General features: G+C 68.7%; 20 protein-coding genes. 10 read left to right on the top strand and 10 right to left on the bottom strand.

Annotation, left to right across the window (positions count from 1 at the left end):
- Positions 1–160 precede the first annotated feature (160 nt).
- A complete protein-coding gene (gene mprF / locus POS15_RS02480) occupies positions 161–2,725 on the top strand; it encodes a bifunctional lysylphosphatidylglycerol flippase/synthetase MprF (RefSeq protein ID WP_070471012.1) in 2,565 nt (854 codons plus the stop codon).
- 23 nt (positions 2,726–2,748) lie between these two features.
- Here mprF and POS15_RS02475 read toward each other — a convergent pair whose 3' ends face one another.
- The 4 genes from POS15_RS02475 to POS15_RS02460 all read right to left on the bottom strand — a co-directional run bounded on the left by POS15_RS02475 (position 2,749) and on the right by POS15_RS02460 (position 5,681).
- Positions 2,749–4,095 carry an AcvB/VirJ family lysyl-phosphatidylglycerol hydrolase gene (locus POS15_RS02475; protein WP_102788086.1) on the bottom strand — a complete coding sequence of 449 codons (1,347 nt, stop codon included), beginning with the start codon at positions 4,093–4,095 and terminating at the stop codon, positions 2,749–2,751.
- A 78-nt stretch (positions 4,096–4,173) separates the two neighbouring features.
- Positions 4,174–4,821 carry a DUF998 domain-containing protein gene (locus POS15_RS02470; RefSeq protein WP_019183407.1) on the bottom strand — a complete coding sequence of 216 codons (648 nt, stop codon included), beginning with the start codon at positions 4,819–4,821 and terminating at the stop codon, positions 4,174–4,176.
- A 14-nt stretch (positions 4,822–4,835) separates the two neighbouring features.
- Positions 4,836–5,015: an oxidoreductase-like domain-containing protein gene (locus POS15_RS02465; RefSeq protein WP_037553198.1), complete on the bottom strand. Its 180-nt coding sequence runs from the start codon at positions 5,013–5,015 to the stop codon at positions 4,836–4,838.
- Positions 5,016–5,075: 60 nt separating this feature from the next.
- Entirely contained in the window at positions 5,076–5,681 is a 606-nt protein-coding gene (locus POS15_RS02460; RefSeq protein WP_019183409.1) for a hypothetical protein, read from the bottom strand.
- 229 nt (positions 5,682–5,910) lie between these two features.
- Between POS15_RS02460 and POS15_RS02455 the strand changes: the two genes are divergently transcribed.
- Complete coding sequence (locus POS15_RS02455; RefSeq protein ID WP_019183410.1) at positions 5,911–7,053, top strand: tetratricopeptide repeat protein; 1,143 nt, start codon at positions 5,911–5,913, stop codon at positions 7,051–7,053.
- A gap of 6 nt (positions 7,054–7,059) precedes the next feature.
- Here the strand turns inward: POS15_RS02455 and POS15_RS02450 are convergent, their stop codons facing one another.
- Positions 7,060–7,395, bottom strand: a complete 336-nt coding sequence (locus POS15_RS02450) for a zinc ribbon domain-containing protein YjdM (RefSeq protein WP_019183411.1) — start codon at positions 7,393–7,395, stop codon at positions 7,060–7,062.
- Positions 7,396–7,514: 119 nt separating this feature from the next.
- Between POS15_RS02450 and POS15_RS02445 the strand changes: the two genes are divergently transcribed.
- From POS15_RS02445 to POS15_RS02435, 3 genes are all read left to right on the top strand, one after another.
- Positions 7,515–8,870 (top strand): Hsp70 family protein, encoded by a 1,356-nt coding sequence (locus tag POS15_RS02445; RefSeq protein WP_284128906.1) that lies wholly within the window; start codon positions 7,515–7,517, stop codon positions 8,868–8,870.
- A 317-nt stretch (positions 8,871–9,187) separates the two neighbouring features.
- Positions 9,188–9,487 (top strand): YkgJ family cysteine cluster protein, encoded by a 300-nt coding sequence (locus POS15_RS02440; RefSeq protein ID WP_080114834.1) that lies wholly within the window; start codon positions 9,188–9,190, stop codon positions 9,485–9,487.
- 11 nt (positions 9,488–9,498) lie between these two features.
- Positions 9,499–9,678 carry a hypothetical protein gene (locus POS15_RS02435; RefSeq protein WP_019183415.1) on the top strand — a complete coding sequence of 60 codons (180 nt, stop codon included), beginning with the start codon at positions 9,499–9,501 and terminating at the stop codon, positions 9,676–9,678.
- Between the two features lie 45 nt (positions 9,679–9,723).
- Here POS15_RS02435 and POS15_RS02430 read toward each other — a convergent pair whose 3' ends face one another.
- The 3 genes from POS15_RS02430 to POS15_RS02420 are packed head-to-tail and all read right to left on the bottom strand — an operon-like array spanning position 9,724 to position 11,722.
- A complete protein-coding gene (locus POS15_RS02430; protein WP_019183416.1) occupies positions 9,724–10,605 on the bottom strand; it encodes a DUF4097 family beta strand repeat-containing protein in 882 nt (293 codons plus the stop codon).
- Between the two features lie 11 nt (positions 10,606–10,616).
- Positions 10,617–11,141, bottom strand: coding sequence for a hypothetical protein (locus POS15_RS02425; protein ID WP_019183417.1), 525 nt, complete (start codon positions 11,139–11,141; stop codon positions 10,617–10,619).
- The gene (locus POS15_RS02420) at positions 11,138–11,722 is read right to left on the bottom strand and encodes a sigma-70 family RNA polymerase sigma factor (protein WP_019183418.1); all 585 of its coding nucleotides are present in this window, start codon (positions 11,720–11,722) and stop codon (positions 11,138–11,140) included. Before POS15_RS02420 ends, POS15_RS02425 begins: the two co-directional genes overlap by 4 nt.
- A 135-nt stretch (positions 11,723–11,857) precedes the next feature.
- Here POS15_RS02420 and POS15_RS02415 point away from each other — a divergent pair, with 135 nt between their 5' ends.
- Both POS15_RS02415 and POS15_RS02410 read left to right on the top strand, forming a co-directional pair.
- Entirely contained in the window at positions 11,858–12,049 is a 192-nt protein-coding gene (locus POS15_RS02415; RefSeq protein WP_019183419.1) for a hypothetical protein, read from the top strand.
- Positions 12,050–12,129: 80 nt separating this feature from the next.
- Positions 12,130–12,711, top strand: coding sequence for a mechanosensitive ion channel family protein (locus tag POS15_RS02410; protein WP_019183420.1), 582 nt, complete (start codon positions 12,130–12,132; stop codon positions 12,709–12,711).
- Between the two features lie 76 nt (positions 12,712–12,787).
- Here the strand turns inward: POS15_RS02410 and POS15_RS02405 are convergent, their stop codons facing one another.
- Together POS15_RS02405 and POS15_RS02400 are read right to left on the bottom strand one after the other, a co-directional pair.
- A complete protein-coding gene (locus POS15_RS02405) occupies positions 12,788–13,054 on the bottom strand; it encodes a DksA/TraR family C4-type zinc finger protein (RefSeq protein ID WP_019183421.1) in 267 nt (88 codons plus the stop codon).
- A gap of 109 nt (positions 13,055–13,163) precedes the next feature.
- The gene (locus POS15_RS02400; protein ID WP_019183422.1) at positions 13,164–13,718 is read right to left on the bottom strand and encodes a DUF2058 domain-containing protein; all 555 of its coding nucleotides are present in this window, start codon (positions 13,716–13,718) and stop codon (positions 13,164–13,166) included.
- Between the two features lie 73 nt (positions 13,719–13,791).
- Here POS15_RS02400 and POS15_RS02395 point away from each other — a divergent pair, with 73 nt between their 5' ends.
- From POS15_RS02395 to POS15_RS02385, 3 genes are all read left to right on the top strand, one after another.
- On the top strand, positions 13,792–14,289 hold the full coding sequence (locus POS15_RS02395; protein WP_019183423.1) for a M48 family metallopeptidase: 498 nt from the start codon (positions 13,792–13,794) through the stop codon (positions 14,287–14,289).
- Positions 14,290–14,370: 81 nt separating this feature from the next.
- The gene (locus POS15_RS02390; protein WP_019183424.1) at positions 14,371–15,081 is read left to right on the top strand and encodes an rRNA pseudouridine synthase; all 711 of its coding nucleotides are present in this window, start codon (positions 14,371–14,373) and stop codon (positions 15,079–15,081) included.
- Between the two features lie 48 nt (positions 15,082–15,129).
- Positions 15,130–16,707, top strand: coding sequence for a phospholipase D family protein (locus tag POS15_RS02385; protein ID WP_019183425.1), 1,578 nt, complete (start codon positions 15,130–15,132; stop codon positions 16,705–16,707).

The following is a 16,707-nucleotide window of genomic DNA, read 5'->3' as shown; positions in this document are numbered from 1 at the left end:
CGATGCAGCGTGCGCCTGCCGGGGCCGGTGCGCAAAGCAGCCACAGCACGCACAGCGCCGCCGCTTGGCAAGCGTCGGCATCAGGCGCACGATTTGCCGGACCCGGCAGGCACGCCCGCCGTTGACTCTTTCATCGCCCATCCCGGAGCACGCTGTACCGATGACCGACACCGCCCCTGCTCCCACGCCGGCCCGCGCCCCCTGGCGTCGCGCCGCAACCGTCGTCATCCCGCTGGTGATCCTGGCCCTGGCCCTGCGCGGGCTGGCCAACGAATTCGACGAACACGGTTACCGCGCGATCCGCGAGGCGTTCCGTCATCTCGGCGCCGGCCAGATCGCATTGACCGTGCTGCTCGGCCTGGCCAGCTACGCCTGCCTGATCGGCTTCGATGCGATCGGCCTGCGCCGCAGCGGCAAACGCCTGCATCCAGCGCGGGTCGGCATCACCGCCTTTCTCGCCCATACGCTGGGGCAGACGCTGGGCTTTGCCGCGCTCACCGGCGGTGCGGTGCGCCTGCGTGGCTATGGTCGCGCGGGGCTGACGCTCGGCGAGATCGGCCAGGTGGTGTTGATGAGCACGCTGGGCTTCATGTTCGGCGCCTGGCTGCTGCTGGCGCTGGCCTTCGTGCTTGAGCCCGGCGCGGCCGCGCTGGCGTTGCCGATCCCGGTGCAGGCGGTGCGTGTGATCGGCGTCCTTGGCCTGCTGGCCTATGCCGGCACGGTGCTGCTGGTGGGGCGCGAGGGCCGCAGTTTCCGCATCCGCGGGCATGCGTTGTGGCTGCCGGATCGCCGCACGATGCTCGGCGTCACGGCACTGAGCGTGGTCGAACTGGTGCTGGCCAGCGCAGCCTTCTATGTGCTGCTGCCGATGGATACGCCGACCGGGCTGCCCGGTTTCGTCGGTCTGTACCTGGTCGCGGTGCTGGCCGGCCTGATCTCCAGCGTGCCGGCCGGCCTGGGCGTATTCGAGTGGAGCCTGTTGAAGCTGTTGCCACAGGTAGCCCCCGCTGCGGTGCTGGCGGCGGCATTGATCTACCGCGTGACCTACTACGTGCTGCCGCTTCTGCTGGCCACGGTGCTGGCGGTGGCGCCCGCGCTGCGTCGCCCGCTGCGCGCCGGTGCCGGTGCGACCCGGGTCGGCTGGACCGCCCTGCGCCCGTGGCTGCCGCAGATCATCGCGCTGGCGGTGTTCAGCGTCGGCGCCGCGCTGGTGATCGACGGCACCCTGCCGACCCCTCGTCGGCACCTGATCACCGCGTCGCTGCCCATCCTGGAAACCTCGCATCTGCTGGGCAGTCTGGCCGGTGTCGCGCTGCTGCTGATCGGTCAGGGCCTGCAGCGGCGCAGCCATGCCGCGTGGATGCTGGCACTCGGCATCTGCGTGCTGTCCCCGCTGCCGATCTGGCTGCGCGGCGGGCAGGTATTGATCGCGCTGTCGGCGCTGCTCGTGGCTGCCGCGCTGTGGGCCTCGCGCCGTGAGTTCTACCGCCAGGGCGCGCTGCTGGACGAGGCCTGGTCGTGGCCGTGGATCCGCAACCTCGGGCTGGTGCTGGTGGCGGTGATCTGGCTGCTGTTCTTCGTCTACAGCCACGTCGAATACCAGAACGAGCTGTGGTGGCAGTTCGCGCTGCAGGGCAACGCGCCGCGTGCATTGCGGGCGCTGTTGCTGGTGGCGATCGCGCTGACCATCTTCGGCCTGGCCCGGTTGCTGCACAGCACGCGCAGCCCGCTGCCGGCCGCCGATGCCGCCACGCTGGGCGCACTCGCCCCGATCCTCGCCGCCGCCGAGGACACCCAGGCCTGCCTGGTACTCACCGCGGACAAGGCCGTGCTGCGCGACGAGGCGCAGCGCGGCTTCGTGATGATGCAGCGCTACGGCGGCTCGCTGATCGCGATGGGCGATCCGGTCGGCCCGCCGGAGGTGGTGCGTGCGCTGATCTGGCGCTTCCGCGAGGAAGCCGACCGGCTCGGCCTGCGCCCGGTGTTCTACCAGGTGGGCGAAGCGCATTGGCAGACCTACCTCGATCTCGGCCTGACCCTGGTCAAACTCGGCGAAGAGGCGATGGTCCCGCTGCAGGACTTCACCCTGGAAGGCCGCGATCGCGCCGATCTGCGCCAGGCCTGGAACCGCGGAAAGCGCGGCGGGTTGAGCTTCCGCGTCGCGCCCCCCGAGGAAGTACCGGCCCTGCTGCCGGCCCTGTCGGTGGTCTCCCAGCAATGGCTGGACGACAAGGCCGGTGATGAAAAGGGCTTCTCCCTGGGCAGCTTCGACCCGGCCTACCTGTCCCGCTTCCCGGTGGCGCTGGTCGAGGCCGAGGGCCGCATCGTGGCCTTCGCCAATCTATGGCAGGCGCCGGCCGGCAATGAACTGTCGGTCGACCTGATGCGGCACGTCGACGATGCGCCCAAGGGCACCATGGATTTCCTGTTCATCGAACTGTTCCTGTGGGGCCGCGCGCAGGGCTTCCACCGCTTCTCGCTGGGCATGGCGCCGCTGTCCGGGCTCGCCCAGCATCGCCTGGCCGGGCGCTGGAACCGTTTCGCCAACGTGGTCGCGCGGCACGGTGAACGCTTCTACGGCTTCAGCGGCCTGCGCCGCTTCAAATCGAAGTTCGCCCCGGTCTGGCGCGCCCGTTACCTGGCCGCGCCCGGCGGCGTGCACCTGCCCGCCGCCCTGCTCGATGCGACCCGGCTGATCTCCCTGGATCCACGTCGGCACGATTGAGGCCGCACCGGGACTGCCGGCGCTCAGCGCGCCGGCAGGTGCTGCACGATGGTATCGGCGAGGCGATCGTAGTCACCTTTGAAATGATGATCGCCGGGCAGCTTGATGATCTGCGCGTTGCCCGCTGCAGGCAGCGACGGACACAGTGCATCGCGATCCTCTTCGCCATACACGCACAGTGTTTTGCCGGCGGGCAGCCGGGCCACTTCCGGCGCGATCGGCAGGCCGTCGCCACCGCCGCCGAGCCAGTTGCTGACATGGAACTCATAATCGGCGTTCTTGCCGACCGACAGCAGCGCGATCATCGAGACCGCCTCCCGCGTTGCCGGTGACAACTGGTTGATCGCCGCGGGCAACACGTCGGCGCCCTGCGAGAAACCGACCAGCACCACGTTGCGGCGCTGCCACTGGCGGCTGTAGTGAGTGGCGATGCGCTCCAGGTCGCGGGCGAACCCTTCCGGCGTGCGCGCGGTCCAGAAGTAACGCAGTGAATCCACGCCGACCACCGGCACTCCGGCCTCGCTCAGCGACGCGGCCACTTCCTTGTCCAGCCCCGCCCAGCCACCATCGCCCGAGACAAAAATGGCGAAGGTGTCACCGGCTTTGGTGGTCGGCACATCGACCACCGGCAGGCCGTTGAGGTCATCCGGCGGCGGCGCCAGGCTGACGCCCTTCTGGGCGCCGATCACCTTGGCCGCCGCCAACAGCCCGGGCAATGCGTCGCCCTGCGCGGTGCGCTCGAACTGGCGCCCCATGCCGACCTTGCGCACGAACGCGGCTGACTCGCCCGCCGGGCAATGCACATCGCCGGCCGCGTTCAACCACGGGAAATTCAGCTCGGTCGGCTGCAGGCGGCCATGGCTGCTGCCGGCCCCGCAGACCTTGCGCTCGCGCACGCCGGACGGGCAGAACCCCGTGGTGATCAGCCCGGCGAACACCTGGGTGTCGGCCTGGGCGGCCACCGCGTAGGCCAGCGCCGCCCCCTCACCATCGCCGCCGATCAGCGGCAGGTGGTAGCCGGGCACGTGCAGATACGCCTGGAACCAGCGCGAGAAATTCTCGACGTCGCCCGCACCGAAGGCGCAGTCACCGCTCTTCTCGCGGGCCAGCACCTGGCGCAGGTGCGCGACATCGACCTGCGCGACCAGCGCGCCCTCGGAACGCAGTGCGTCGATCCGCTGCTGGCTGTCGGCGCGGCCGGCCGCGCCGTCGAACCACACCACCACCCGTTGCGGGTGGCCGTCGGGCAGATGGACCGGCACGTTCTCGAAACGACCATGGCTGAGCTGCTGCGGTGGCGCGGCCAGCGCCGCCCCCGTCATCCCTGCCATCACCAGTCCCAGCATCACCCCCAAACCGGCTCGCCGCATCGTCGCGCATCCCATGGATAGAGTGCCAACGATACGCCCCTGCCCGGCCAAGGGCATGTACAGACCGTGGCCGGACGCTCAGCGCGGCTCACGGCGCGCCTGGCGCCACAGCTGCCAGGCCACCGACACCAGCCACACCACCACCACTGCGATCACCAGCTTCTGTCCCGCGCCGCGGGGTGGGCCCCGCCACAGCACGTGCAGCCACAGCAGTGCGAAGCACAACCAGGCCCACCACCAGGCCGGAGCGGCCCAATCGCGCCAGCGCGGGTCGGCCCGCAGATACCAGCTCTGCAGCAGCATCGCCACGCTCACGCACAGGAACGCGGTATTGGCCGACAGCCCGTGCACCAGCGGCGCCAGCAGCGGCGCGCGCTCGGGCAGCCAGCTGTCGCCGATCGCCACCCCCATCAGGCCCAGCGCGGCGACCCAGAACAGCAGCGGCGCCGCCGCACTGCGGCGCGGCGAACGACTGTTGGCATACAGTGAGACCGCCAGCAGCATGATCGCCAGCGCCAGCACGCAATAGGCGGTGCGCAGGGCCAGCCCCCAGGGGCCATGCAGGTACAGGCTCAGGGTGGCCTGCACCCAGTCCAGATCATCGCGTGCCCATTGCGTCCACAGCGCGGTGGCGACGAACAGCGCCAGCGCCACCAGGGTCACCATGGCGACGCGTCCATGATGCTGGGCGGGCCAGCGGGAGGGGCGTGGCAGCGGCAGCGACATCGCGGCTCCTGGGGTCAGTCGGTGGCCTCGGGGTGGCGCTGTTTCCATGCAGCCAGGGCAGCGCGGTAACGCTGCAGCTCATCGCTGTACAGATCCAGCACGCACAGCGGGCAGCCGCTGCCGCAGCACTCGTTGGGGCCGGGTTCTTCCGGCGGTTGCGGACGCGGATCGGAGGCTGGAACGGACACAGGCATGGCCACACAGGGAGGAAAAACAGCGCGCACAGTGTAACGGGCATGCTTCGCGCCGGGGCTTCAGCGCCCGACCCGCCGGCGCAGGTTGTCGCGCGCGGCCGCATCCAGCCGCTGGTGGAAGAAGTCGCTCAGGAAGATCCGCGGCTGCCCCAGCACCTGCTTGAGAAAGCGCCGCCGGTTGAGCCGGAACACAAAGCCCGGCACGTGTCCGGCGTATTCCTCGGCGATACCGCGGTCGTAGGCGTCGAACACTGCCGCCGGCGCCCCGAGAATGGCCATGTCGCAATCCAGGAACAGCGCCGCTTCGGGGTCGACATCGCCGGGCGCGAGCTTGCTGTGGCGGGCGGTCAGTTCGATCAGCTCGACCACCCGGCCCGCATCGATCCCGGCCGCCGGCAACCAGCGCGCGATCGCCTCGCGCGCCAGCCCCGCCGAACGGGCTTCGTTGTCGCCCCGTCCCGCCTCGTAGATGGCGTCGTGGTACAGCGCGGCCAACTGCACCTCGCGCGGCCGGGTCCAGCCCGGGCCGGCCTCGGCGACGGTGCTGCAGTGCTGCAGGACGGCCTGCACGTGCGACCAGTTGTGGTACGCCCGCGGCGGCAGGGCGTAGGCGGTTTCCAGCTCGGCACGCTGCCCGGCAGGCAGGGGGATCGGTTCGAAGCGCATGCACCATGATTGGCCGTCGCCGCGACGCTGGCAAGCCGGGCGGTGGTTTTTTGACCACCTTCCCAGAATCCTTGCCGTGCAGGCGGTGCGCGCGGTTATCCACACGTTTGTCGACCGCTGGTCCACATCCTCTGTGGATGGCGCGGACAGCCGATGAACGGCATGCCGGGGCCCATCAACGCGCCTAGACTGGACCCGACGGACCCCAGCGCCCTGCGAGGTGACGGCGATGACCGCGTGCAGATTCCTGCTGATGATGTGCATGGCCCTGGCCGCCGCACCGGCCTGGGCAGCCGACCCCGCGCTCGCCGTGAGCACCGCCGGGCCAAGCGCGACCGCCGCCCCGCCCACGCCCGCGCAGATCCTGGAGGTGCCCGCGCCGCTGCTGGCGCTGCTGCACGAACGGGTCATCGATCCCGGCTACTCGCGCGAGCGCCGCCTGCAGCGGCTGGTGGAGATGATCTTCGACGCACAAGGGCTGCACCTGGCCTACGACCCGGAGGCAACCTACACGATCACCGAAACCTGGCAGACGCGGCGTGCCAACTGCCTGTCCTTTACGCTGCTGTTCGTCACCCTGGCCAACCTGGCCGGCATCGACGCGCATGTCCAGGAAGTGGCGCAGGTGGTGAGCTGGTACCAGGCTTCCGGGGTGATCTACAGCGTGGGCCACGTCAACGCGGGCATCGTGCTGGACGGGCGCAGCGGCACCGTCGATCTGGACCACAACGTGCTCTACGACCACCTCGGCCCGCAGCGCATCAACCGGCAGCGCGCGCTGGCCCATTTCTACAACAACCGCGGCGCGGACCACATGACCGCCGGCGATGTCGATACGGCCCGCGCCTACTTCACCGCAGCCCTCGGCATGGCACCGGACTTCGTGGCGGCCTGGAACAACCTCGGCGTCCTCGATGCACGCATCGGCAACCTGGACCAGGCCCGCAGGGACTATGAAACCGCGCTGCGCCTGCAGCCGCGGCATGGCGCCAGCCTGAGCAACGCCAGCGCCCTGTACCGCCGCATGGGCGACACCCGCCAGGCTGGGCTGCTGGCGAGCCGGCTGGCGCGTGTGCAGCGCAGCGATCCGTTCGCCCAGTACATGTTCGGCGCCCAGGCCGAGCAGCGCCGGGACTATGCAGCAGCCGTGCGTTTCTACCGCCGGGCGGTCCATCTGTACGAGACGGCGCATCCGTTCCACTTCGCGCTGGCCCGGAGCTATTTCCTGGCCGGCGATGCACGCCGGGCCTCGATCGAAATGCAGCGCGCGCGGGACCTGGCCGGGGAGAGCGGCGATGCGCTCAGGTCCCGCTACCAGGCCAAGCTGGACAGCCTGCAGCGTTGGCGCCAGCGCGGCACCAACGCCAACTGAGCCCGCTCAGGCCTTCTTGAGGAAGCAGGTCTTCAGGACCAGACCCTTGATCTTTTCCGAGTTGCCCTCGATGTGCTCGGCGTCGTCCTCGACCAGGCGGATGTTGCGGATCACCGTGCCCTGCTTGAGCGGGATCGAGGAGCCCTTCACCTTCAGGTCCTTGATCACGGTGACCGTGTCACCGGCGGCCAGCACGTTGCCGTTGCTGTCGCGTACCACCAGGGCCTCGCCGCCGCCGTCACCGGCCGCCCACTCGTGGCCGCAGTCCGCGCAGATGAACAGCGCGCCATCGGCATAGGTGTTTTCCAGGGTGCACTGCGGGCAGGCGGGAATGGCGGACATCGACAGCTCTTCGGTAACGAAACGGCCACTAGTGTAACCGCCCGTTACCGCCTGCCCTTGCGTCGGCGGTCCCGTTGCCGCAAAGTGCGCGCCCCCTGACCACCGGCCCGGCCCACCGCATGAAACTCGGCATCGACTTTGGCACCAGCAACTCCGCCGCCGCCGTGGTGATCGACGGCAAGGTGGTGCCGATCCAGTTCGGCCAGGCCGAACAGTTCCGCACCACGGTGTATTTCCCCGAGGTGATGCGCGACCCGAACGACTTCGAACTGACCCCGGCGCTGGAGCACGATCTGGCCCGGCTGGTCGACGCGGCCGCGCGCGATGCCCGCGCCGCCGGCCAGGAGCGCGCGCCCGATGCACTGCGCCGGGAGGCCCTGCGCGTGGTGCGCCGGCAGTGGATGGAAGAGCAGATGCGGGCCCCGCTCAGCTCCACCACCCTGCTGCAGAACGCCGTCTACGGCGATGACGCGCTGGAGGCCTACTTCGAAGAGAACGAAGGCAACCTGGTGCAGAGCCCGAAATCGATGCTCGGCTACAACCTGCACCCGCGCGCGCGCCAGACCATCGCCGGCATCGCCACGCACATCCTCGAGCACATCCGCCTGACCGCCTCGCGCCAGCTGGACACCCCGATCCGCACCGCCACGCTGGGCCGTCCGGTCCAGTTCCGCAGTTCCATCGGCGAGGCCGGCAACGCCCAGGCGCTGGAGATCATGCACGGCGCGGCGATCGCCGCCGGCTTTGACAGCATCGATTTCCTCGAAGAGCCCGCGGCCGCGGCCATGCATTACCACGCCGAAAGCCCGCAGGAACACGACGCGGTGGTGGTGGACATCGGCGGTGGTACCACCGATATCGCCCATGCCCGGGTGGGCGGTGGCCAGGCCCCGACCATCCACCGTGCCTGGGGTATCGCCCGCGGCGGTACCGATATCGACCTGGCGCTGAGCCTGGGCGGCTACATGCCGCTGTTCGGCCGCGGCATCACCCGCGTGCCCGCGCATCACTACGTGGAAGCGGCGATGGTGCAGGACATGACCCGCCAGCGCGATTTCCGCCAGCACACCTACCGCGATGTGGACGCGCCGTTCGGCCCGCGCCTGACTGCCCTGCAGGACACCGGCAACACCGCGCGCCTGTACCGCGAGGTCGAACGCTGCAAGATCGCCCTGAGCAGTGTGTCCAGTCACGACAGCACGCTTGGGTTCATCGAACGCGACCTGCAGGTGCAGATCGATGCCTCGCGGCTGGAAACCGCCGCTGGCGGCTATCTGGGCGAACTGACCGCCCTGCTCGAGCAGGTCCGCAGCGATATCGGCCACGACCCGGCGGCAGTGTTCCTGACCGGGGGCATGTCGCGCGCCGGCTACCTGCAGCAGGCCGTCGCCAATGCCTTCCCGGGCTCGACCCTGGTCCGCGGCAATCCGTCCTTCGGTGTGGTCCACGGGCTGGCGCTGGCCGCCGCCAACTGACCCTTTTTTTGCACCAGGCCTTGTCGCACAAGGCCTGAAGAGGCGTGAACGGCCTTATTAACAAAACGTTACGCCGGAAGCGCTATCATCTTTCGGCTTCAAAGCGCAATGCGCTTGACGCAACAAGCACCATCTTCCGGGCCTCCCAGGCCACCGTCCTCTTCGATGCTGCCACCGTGCGGATTCGTCCGCGGTGCCGGGATCGCTCATCGCTGTGATCCGGCTCGTTCACAGCCTGCTGCACCCCGAGCCGCCAAGAGATCTTCAGATTGGGCGAACGCCTGGCTGCACTCCTTACATCGTCCGAGCCCGACCCCATCGACTGCCGTCGTTGCGATGCGGTGTGTTGTCGGCTCACCGTCACCGTCATGCCTGACGACAACGTGCCCGGCTACCTGCTGGACACCGATGCGCGTGGCGGCACGGTGATGGCACGCAACGAAGAAGGCTGGTGCGCCGCGATCGACCCGTATCACCTGCGCTGCACGATCTACTCGCAGCGACCCGCGATCTGCCGCCAGTTCGACATGGGCGGCGATGATTGCCGCCTCGTGCGGCAGGACTACCGTCGACAACAGCAGGATCTGTCGACGTTTTCTTCCACGCTTCATCCATAGCAGGAGCATCCATGGCTCGTACGCCAAAGACCTCCCCCAAGGCAAGCAACACCGTTCGCGTCGACCGCAAGCAAGGGTCCAACTCCGCCGTCAGCAGCCAGAGCATCGCTGCGGATCTGGCTGCCTTCCGTAAAGGTGGCGGCAAGATCGAAGTGCTGGGCAATACCCTGGCGCTGAAAAAAGCCGGCTGACGTTGCTGCCGACCGCACCGGCATCGGCCGGTGCGGTGGCCGCACTCAGCGTCCCAGGCTGACCCGCACGCTCCCGGAATGGGAGTTGATCGAAATATCCCCATCGCCCGAGCCCAGACGCGCATCCAGGCTGCTGCCCGGGCCATAGCGCGGCTTCTCCACCTGCCCGGCATCGGACTGGATACCCCCACTGAACGTCTTGACGTTCAGCTGCGCCGAGACATTCACCGGCAGCTTCAGCGCGACCGATCCGCTGACCGTCTGCATCGTCACCTTGCCGCCCGGCGCCATGCCGGTCGCGCTCACGTCCAGGCTGCCCGAGACGGTTTCCACCGCCAGCCGCTGGATCCGCCCGGCAGTGACGTTGACCCGGCCGGAGACCGATTCGGCCGCCACCTCGCCCGAGGCACCGCCGCCCGCCAGCAACTGGCCACTGACCGTGCGCGCGTCCAGCCGCGGGGTCTGCACCTGCGAGCGGATGCCGCCACTGACCGTGTTCAAGGTGGTTTCTCCGCTGCGCCCGGCCGCGGTGATGCTGCCGCTGACACTGTTGGCCTGCAGGCGACGCACGTCGATGTCGGCCACGTCGATGTCGGCGCTGACGGTGCCCAGCTGCACTTCCACCGCGCGCGGAACGCGCAGCTCCAGCGTGGCCCCACCGTTGCTGCGGCCGCGCGGATACTCCACTTCCCAGCGCACGCGGTTGCTGCTCCTGTCCTGTTTGAGGGTGAGCCCGTCGGCCATCGAACCGGTCAGTGCCACGTCGTTGCGATCCCAGCCACGCACGGTGACCTTGCCGGCGATGTTGCTGATTTCCACGCGCCCGCCGGCGCCCAGTGGATGGCGCTCATTGACGCTGGTGGCGGCCTGGGCGACCAGCGGCAGGCACAGCGCCAGGGCCGCGATCAGGGACAGAGGACTACGCATGGGGATCTCCTTCAGGTGGGCAGGCCGGCGGAGAACACCGCCTGCTGGGTGAGTTGCAGGCGCAGCGCGTAGGTGCGCTGCAGTTGCCCGAGCAGATAGCCCGAGCGGGGGTTTTCAGCGATGGCGGCGCGGATGTTGACCGCACTGGCATCGAGTTCGTGCAGGGCCGGGCGCCACTCCTCGGTGACACCGTCACTGGGCAAGGCGGCGATGGCCTGCTGGTATTCACCGGCCATGGCGTCGGCCTGGCGCTGCAGCAACGAGGGCGCCGGCGTATGCGGGACCGGCGTCGGCACCACCATCAGCAGCGCCAGCGCGGCGGCCAGGCCGAGCCCGATGCGCAGCGGCCAGCGCTCCCGCCGGCGGCGTGTCGACAGCGTTGCCACGGCAGCCGCCGGGGTCGGGGTCGGGGCCGGGGTCTGCGCCGGCAACTGTGCGGCAATGCCCTGCCACACCCGTGCCGGCGGGAGACGCTCGGCCGGCAGGGCGCGCAGCCGTGCGCTCAGTGCGTTGTCATCGGAATCATGGGGGTTCATGCGGTTTCTCCTAGGCGCGCGCGCAGCAGGCCACGCGCACGGTGCAACTGTGCTTTGGAACTGCCGACCGCCATCTGCAGCTGGTCGGCGATTTCCTGGTGTTTCCAGCCTTCTATGTCGTGCAGGACCAGCACTGCCCGGGCACGGGGCGGCAGTGTTTCCAGCGCGCGCTCCAGGTCCATGGAGGTACCGGCGCAGCGGTCCTGGGCCGGCAGCGTCGCCAGCGACTCCCAGCCCTCCTCGCCGGCATCGCGCGCATCGCCGGTGGCGTTGGCGCGCAGTTCCATCAATGCCGCGTTCACGCCCAGGCGGTGCAGCCAGGTGCCCAGGCTGCTTTCGAAGCGGAACCCCGGCAGGGCGCGCCATGCCTGCAGGAAGGCCTCCTGCAGGGCATCCTCGGCGCGGGCCGCGTGGCCGCCGCACAGCCGCCACAGTACGGCGTACACGCGCGGCGAATGCCGCCGGTAGATGCGCTCGTACGCGGTGACGTCACCAGCCGCCGCGGCACGCACCAGGGCGTGGTCATCGGCGGCGTCGGCCTCGGTCGGGGCGCTGGAAGGGGACATGGTCGTGTCGAGCATATCCGTTGGATGCGGGGGGCACGGAAAAGGTTTAAGCCGCCGCTGGATTTCTTTTTCTGCGCGGCCTTTAAACCTTTCCGGTGGCAGCGGCATCCAATCCCATGTCACTACCGGCGCTCGCCAAGGAGTATCCCCATGTCTTCCAGTTGCCTGGCCGTGCTGCTCTCGCTGGCCACCAGCTGCACGCTGCCGTGGAGCCCGCTGCAGATACAGCTGTCGTTGGCGCCCGCAGCACCCGATGTGTGTGTGCAATACGCGCAGAACGCGCCGCTGTGCGCCTCGGCGATGATTGCTGCATTGGATGTGTACGGCAGGCCGCTGCAGTAAGCCGATACCACGATGCGGTGACGCGCATCGGCATTACCATGGTGGGATCGGCACTATCGCTGCAAAGGAATTCCGCCCCCATGAAAGACCATCTGCCCGCCTGGACCCACGAATGGCTGCACTACGGGGTCCCTGCCCTGCAGATCCTGGTGACGCTGCTGGTGGCCTGGCTGCTGCGGCTGGTCGCCCGGCGCCTGATCCGCCGGGTCGGCGACCACTATACACTGCCGCCGGAAATGATCATGGGCGCGCGCCGGGTGTTCACCTTCGTGGTGTATTTCACGGTACTGCTGATCGTGCTCAACATCGTGGGCGTCTCGGCGACGGTACTGTGGACGGCGTTCACCGGCTTCGCTGCGGTGGGCGCGGTGGCGTTCTTCGCCGCCTGGAGCGTGTTGTCCAACATTTTCTGCACGCTGCTGATCTTCACCACGCGCCCGTTCCGCCTGCACGATTACATCGAGCTGCTGGAGAACGGTGAGAAGCCCGGGCTCAAGGGCCGGGTGATCGACATCAACCTGATCTACACCACGCTGCAGGAAACCGGCAGCGGCCACGAAGGCACGGTGCTGCAGATGCCCAACAACATGTTCTTCCAGCGCACCGTGCGTCGCTGGCGGGATCCGTCACAGGCACCGGGCGGAATCCAGGGGGACGGTTGAGGGCGCGTGCCAGGCCGCTTGTAGATACCGACCGCTGGTCGGTATGGGTTGTTGCGTGCCGACCAACGGTCGGCACCTACCGAAGCTGGCTGTCCTTGCTGCCGCGGCGGTTGTAGCCGCTGCCTTCGTGCTGGGCGGCGTCTTCTTCTTCCTGGCAGCGCACGCACAGGCGCACACCGGGCACGGCCTTGCGCCGCGCCTCGGGAATGGGCGCCTCGCAGTGTTCGCAGTGGGTCAGCCCGGGGCCGTCGCGCAGCTGTGCGCGGGCCCGCTGGATGGCGTCATCGACGGTGGCGTCGATCTGATCCTGGACGGCGCCGTCGCCTGCCCAACCTGTCGCCATGATGTGTCTCCCATGCCGGTGTCAGGACACCAGCATAGACCCGGCCCGACGCGGCCAGCCGACGTGGGGCTGAACGCGGACTGCGCCGGGTGAACGCTTCAGGCAGCGCTTACCAGACCAGGTCGTCGGGCACCTGGAACTGGGCGTAGTACGCATCATCCTCGGCGTTGCCGGTGCTCGGCTCGCTGCCGGCGGGCTGGCTGTTGTCGAGCACGATCACGCTCGCATCGCGCTCACGGACCTTCTCGGCCGCCGCGCGGGGCAGCAGTTCGAAGCCCTCGCCGTGGCGGGCGATCACCAGGCTGCCCGAGGCCAGTTGCCGGCGCAGCACGTTGTTGACCAGCAGGGTACGGATCACGGTGCCGTCGTTGAAGCGGTATTCGCTCTCGCCCTCACGCTTGACCTTGTGCGCCTCGATGATCTGGCGGACCTGGGCCTGCAGCTCCTGCGCGTGCGCCCTGGCCTTGCGCTCGGCTTCCAGCGCACGATCACGCTCGGCTTTTTCCGCACGCAGGCGCTCGGCCTCGCGCTGGCTTTCGCTGGGCGCGACCGGGGCCTTGCCGTGGCGGGCTTTCACCTGTTCACGGGCGGCCTGGGAGACCTGGGATTTCTTGACCAGCCCAGCCTTGAGCAGCTGCTCCTGGAGGGGATTTGCCTTCGCCATACGCCTAGCATCTGTTGTTGCGGGATTCCGGGGGCCATCATACTGGTCTGCCCGCCCCGCCCCAACCGCCCGCATGACCGCCCTGAAGTACCTCGCCGGCTATCCCGACGCCCTGCAGCAGCAGGTGCGCGAGCTGATCGCGGGCGACCGGCTGGGGCCGTGGCTGGAGCGCCGCTATGCGCAGCTGCACACCGTGCGCAACGACCGCCAGCTCTACGACTACACCCAAGGCCTGAAAGAGCGCTATCTGCGCCAGTCCGCGCCGTTGTCCAAGGTGATCTACGACAGCAGGCTGCAGGTGCTCAAGCATGCCCTGGGCACCCACACCACCGTCTCACGGGTACAGGGCAGCAAGCTCAAGGCCAGCCGGGAGATCCGCATCGCCACGGTGTTCCGCGAGGCGCCGGCGCCGTTCCTGAAGATGATCGTGGTGCACGAGCTGGCCCACCTGAAGGAATCGGACCACAACAAGGCGTTCTACCAGCTGTGTACCCACATGGAAGCGGATTACCACCAGCTGGAGTTCGATCTGCGCCTGTACCTGACCCACCTGGAACGCACCGCGGCCTGAGCCACGGCCGCCGTCATCGCGCAGCGCCGGGCCCCAGCCAGTACACTCCCCGCCCGCTTCCCGTTTTATGTTGCCTGCCCGATGACCGACCCGATCCGACTCGACAAACGCCTGACCAGCCTGATCGGCTGCTCCCGTGGCGACGCCCAGCGCTATATCGAGGGCGGCTGGGTGACCGTCAACGGCCAGGTGGTCGAGCAGCCGCAGACCCTGGTCACCGACGAAGTGATCGTGCTGCGCGAGAACGCCGAGGCAACCCGCACCGAGACCGTGAGCATGCTGCTGCACAAGCCGGCCGGCATGCGTTCGGACGAACTGTGCGCGCTGGTGACACCGGAAAGCCGCAGTGAGCTCGACGCCACCGGGGTGACCCTGCTGCAGCGGCATTTCCACGCCCTGCAACTGGTGATGCCGCTGTCCGATGACGAAAGCGGCCTGGTCGTGGTCAGCCAGGACGGGCGCGTGATCTCGCACCTGAAGGACCGCGGCGCGACGCTGGAGCAGGAGTACCTGGTGGAAGTGAGTGGCGAGCTGGCGCCTTACGGCATGAAGCGGCTCGCGCATGGCCTGAGCTTCCGCAACTGGCCGCTGCCGCCGTGCAAGGTGAGCTGGCAGAACGAAACGCGCCTGCGCTTTGCGATCAAGCCGGTGCATCCGGGCCAGCTGCGCGACATGTGCCGCCAGGTCGGGCTGGAGGTCGTCAGTATCCGCCGCCTGCGCATTGGCCGCGTGGCGATGGGCAAGCTGGTCCCGGGCCAGTGGCGTTACCTGGCGCCGGACGAGCGTTTCTAGACCGTCCCGGCACTCGCCCTGCACGCCCCTGCCGCTTACGATCGGGGCATGACCGAGAAACGACCGTTCTGGCGCCGGCTGCTGCGCTGGCTGGGGATCATCGTGGCCTTGCTGGTGCTGCTGGTGCTCAGTGGCCTGCTGCTGGCCGATCACCTCACCCCGCAGGCGCTCGGCGAGCGCTCCACGGTGCTGCCCACGCAGGCCGACCAGACCGCGATCGATCGCGAGCTGGTCCGCCTGCAGGCCGAGCATCCCGGCCAGACCGGCGTGGCCTTCCTCTCCGATGGGCTCGATGCCTACGCCGCGCGCGCGGTGATCACCCAGCACGCCGGGCGCAGCCTGGACCTGCAGTACTACATCTGGCAGGACGACCTGATCGGCCACCTGATGGCCAACGAGCTGTACCGCGCCGCCGAGCGCGGCGTGCGGGTGCGCATCCTGCTCGATGACATGAATGCCCAGGACAAGGACGCGCTGATGATGGCGCTCGATGCGCACCCCAACATCGAGATCCGCCTGTACAACCCGTTCCGCAACCGCAGCGGGCTGTGGCGGCTGGTCGAGATGGTCCAGCGCGTTTTCAGCGTCAACCACCGCATGCACAACAAGTCGTGGATCGCCGACGGGCGCGTGGCGATCGTCGGTGGCCGCAACATCGGCGAGGAATATTTCAGCGCGCGGCAGGACGTGAACTTCCGCGACCTGGACCTGCTCGTCGCCGGCGAAGCGGTAAAGCAGGCCAACACCATTTTCGACGACTACTGGAACAGCGACACCGCCGTGCCGATCCGCGCGCTGGCGTTCTACACCGAACCGCAGCTGCGCCTGCTGATCCGCGAAAGCGAGCACGAAGCGCGCCTGGACAGTGCCAGGCCCTACCTGGAGAGGGTCGCGCGCTCGCAGGCGCAGCGCTCGTACTACCGCGATGCACTGGACCTGCACTGGAGCGGCAAGGTGGAGATCGCCTCGGACCCGCCGATGAAGCACCGCCGCGACGACCAGGCCGGCTGGCTGGTGACGCGGCTGGTGGAGGAACTGGAAAGCACGCGGCACAAGGCGCTGTTGATCTCGCCCTATTTCGTCCCGGGCGAGGACGGCACCGAAGGGCTGGGCGCGATGGTCGCGCGCGGTGCCCAGGTCGGGGTGATCACCAACTCGCTGGCGGCCAACGACGTGGCCGCCGTGCACAGCGGCTACATGCACTACCGTGCGCCGCTGCTGCGCAGTGGCGTGCAGCTGTACGAGCTCAAATCACGCGGCAACGTGGATGGCGGTGGCCTGTTCGGCAGCAGCGGGGCCAGCCTGCACACCAAGGCGTTCATGATCGATGACCAGCGTGGCTTCGTCGGCTCGTTCAACCTGGATCCGCGCTCGGCGTACCTCAACACCGAGATGGGCGTGTTGTTCAACGATCCAGTGCTTGCCGCGCAACTGCGCCAGGAGTATCTGCGCCTGGCCAGCCCGAGCCAGAGTTACTGGGTGGCCCTGGGCCCGGAGGGCGACGTGCGCTGGCTGGAACGCGATGCACAGCCGCCGCACTGGCTGTACCGCGAACCGGACGCCGGTTTCTGGCTGCGCGCCAGCGCGCGAGCGATCAGCTGGCTGCCACTGGAATCTCAGCTCTAG

The organism is Stenotrophomonas sp. BIO128-Bstrain, assembly GCF_030128875.1.
GTDB lineage: Bacteria > Pseudomonadota > Gammaproteobacteria > Xanthomonadales > Xanthomonadaceae > Stenotrophomonas > Stenotrophomonas bentonitica_A.
The sequence above is the reverse complement of the archived record's forward strand: the minus strand, read 5'-3'. Positions and strand labels throughout refer to the sequence as shown.

Bases quoted from the DNA above. Each gene is read 5' to 3' on its own strand.
- POS15_RS02475 (WP_102788086.1), bottom strand. From the start codon at position 4,095: ATGCGGCGAGCCGGTTTGGGGGTGATGCTGGGACTGGTGATGGCAGGG.
- POS15_RS02450 (WP_019183411.1), bottom strand. From the start codon at position 7,395: ATGTCCGCCATTCCCGCCTGCCCGCAGTGCACCCTGGAAAACACCTAT.
- mprF (WP_070471012.1), top strand. From the start codon at position 161: ATGACCGACACCGCCCCTGCTCCCACGCCGGCCCGCGCCCCCTGGCGT.
- POS15_RS02405 (WP_019183421.1), bottom strand. From the start codon at position 13,054: ATGGCGACAGGTTGGGCAGGCGACGGCGCCGTCCAGGATCAGATCGAC.
- POS15_RS02455 (WP_019183410.1), top strand. From the start codon at position 5,911: ATGACCGCGTGCAGATTCCTGCTGATGATGTGCATGGCCCTGGCCGCC.
- POS15_RS02420 (WP_019183418.1), bottom strand. From the start codon at position 11,722: ATGCTCGACACGACCATGTCCCCTTCCAGCGCCCCGACCGAGGCCGAC.
- POS15_RS02460 (WP_019183409.1), bottom strand. From the start codon at position 5,681: ATGCGCTTCGAACCGATCCCCCTGCCTGCCGGGCAGCGTGCCGAGCTG.
- POS15_RS02425 (WP_019183417.1), bottom strand. From the start codon at position 11,141: ATGAACCCCCATGATTCCGATGACAACGCACTGAGCGCACGGCTGCGC.
- POS15_RS02430 (WP_019183416.1), bottom strand. From the start codon at position 10,605: ATGCGTAGTCCTCTGTCCCTGATCGCGGCCCTGGCGCTGTGCCTGCCG.
- POS15_RS02385 (WP_019183425.1), top strand. From the start codon at position 15,130: ATGACCGAGAAACGACCGTTCTGGCGCCGGCTGCTGCGCTGGCTGGGG.
- POS15_RS02410 (WP_019183420.1), top strand. From the start codon at position 12,130: ATGAAAGACCATCTGCCCGCCTGGACCCACGAATGGCTGCACTACGGG.
- POS15_RS02395 (WP_019183423.1), top strand. From the start codon at position 13,792: ATGACCGCCCTGAAGTACCTCGCCGGCTATCCCGACGCCCTGCAGCAG.
- POS15_RS02445 (WP_284128906.1), top strand. From the start codon at position 7,515: ATGAAACTCGGCATCGACTTTGGCACCAGCAACTCCGCCGCCGCCGTG.
- POS15_RS02435 (WP_019183415.1), top strand. From the start codon at position 9,499: ATGGCTCGTACGCCAAAGACCTCCCCCAAGGCAAGCAACACCGTTCGC.
- POS15_RS02470 (WP_019183407.1), bottom strand. From the start codon at position 4,821: ATGTCGCTGCCGCTGCCACGCCCCTCCCGCTGGCCCGCCCAGCATCAT.
- POS15_RS02400 (WP_019183422.1), bottom strand. From the start codon at position 13,718: ATGGCGAAGGCAAATCCCCTCCAGGAGCAGCTGCTCAAGGCTGGGCTG.
- POS15_RS02415 (WP_019183419.1), top strand. From the start codon at position 11,858: ATGTCTTCCAGTTGCCTGGCCGTGCTGCTCTCGCTGGCCACCAGCTGC.
- POS15_RS02390 (WP_019183424.1), top strand. From the start codon at position 14,371: ATGACCGACCCGATCCGACTCGACAAACGCCTGACCAGCCTGATCGGC.
- POS15_RS02465 (WP_037553198.1), bottom strand. From the start codon at position 5,015: ATGCCTGTGTCCGTTCCAGCCTCCGATCCGCGTCCGCAACCGCCGGAA.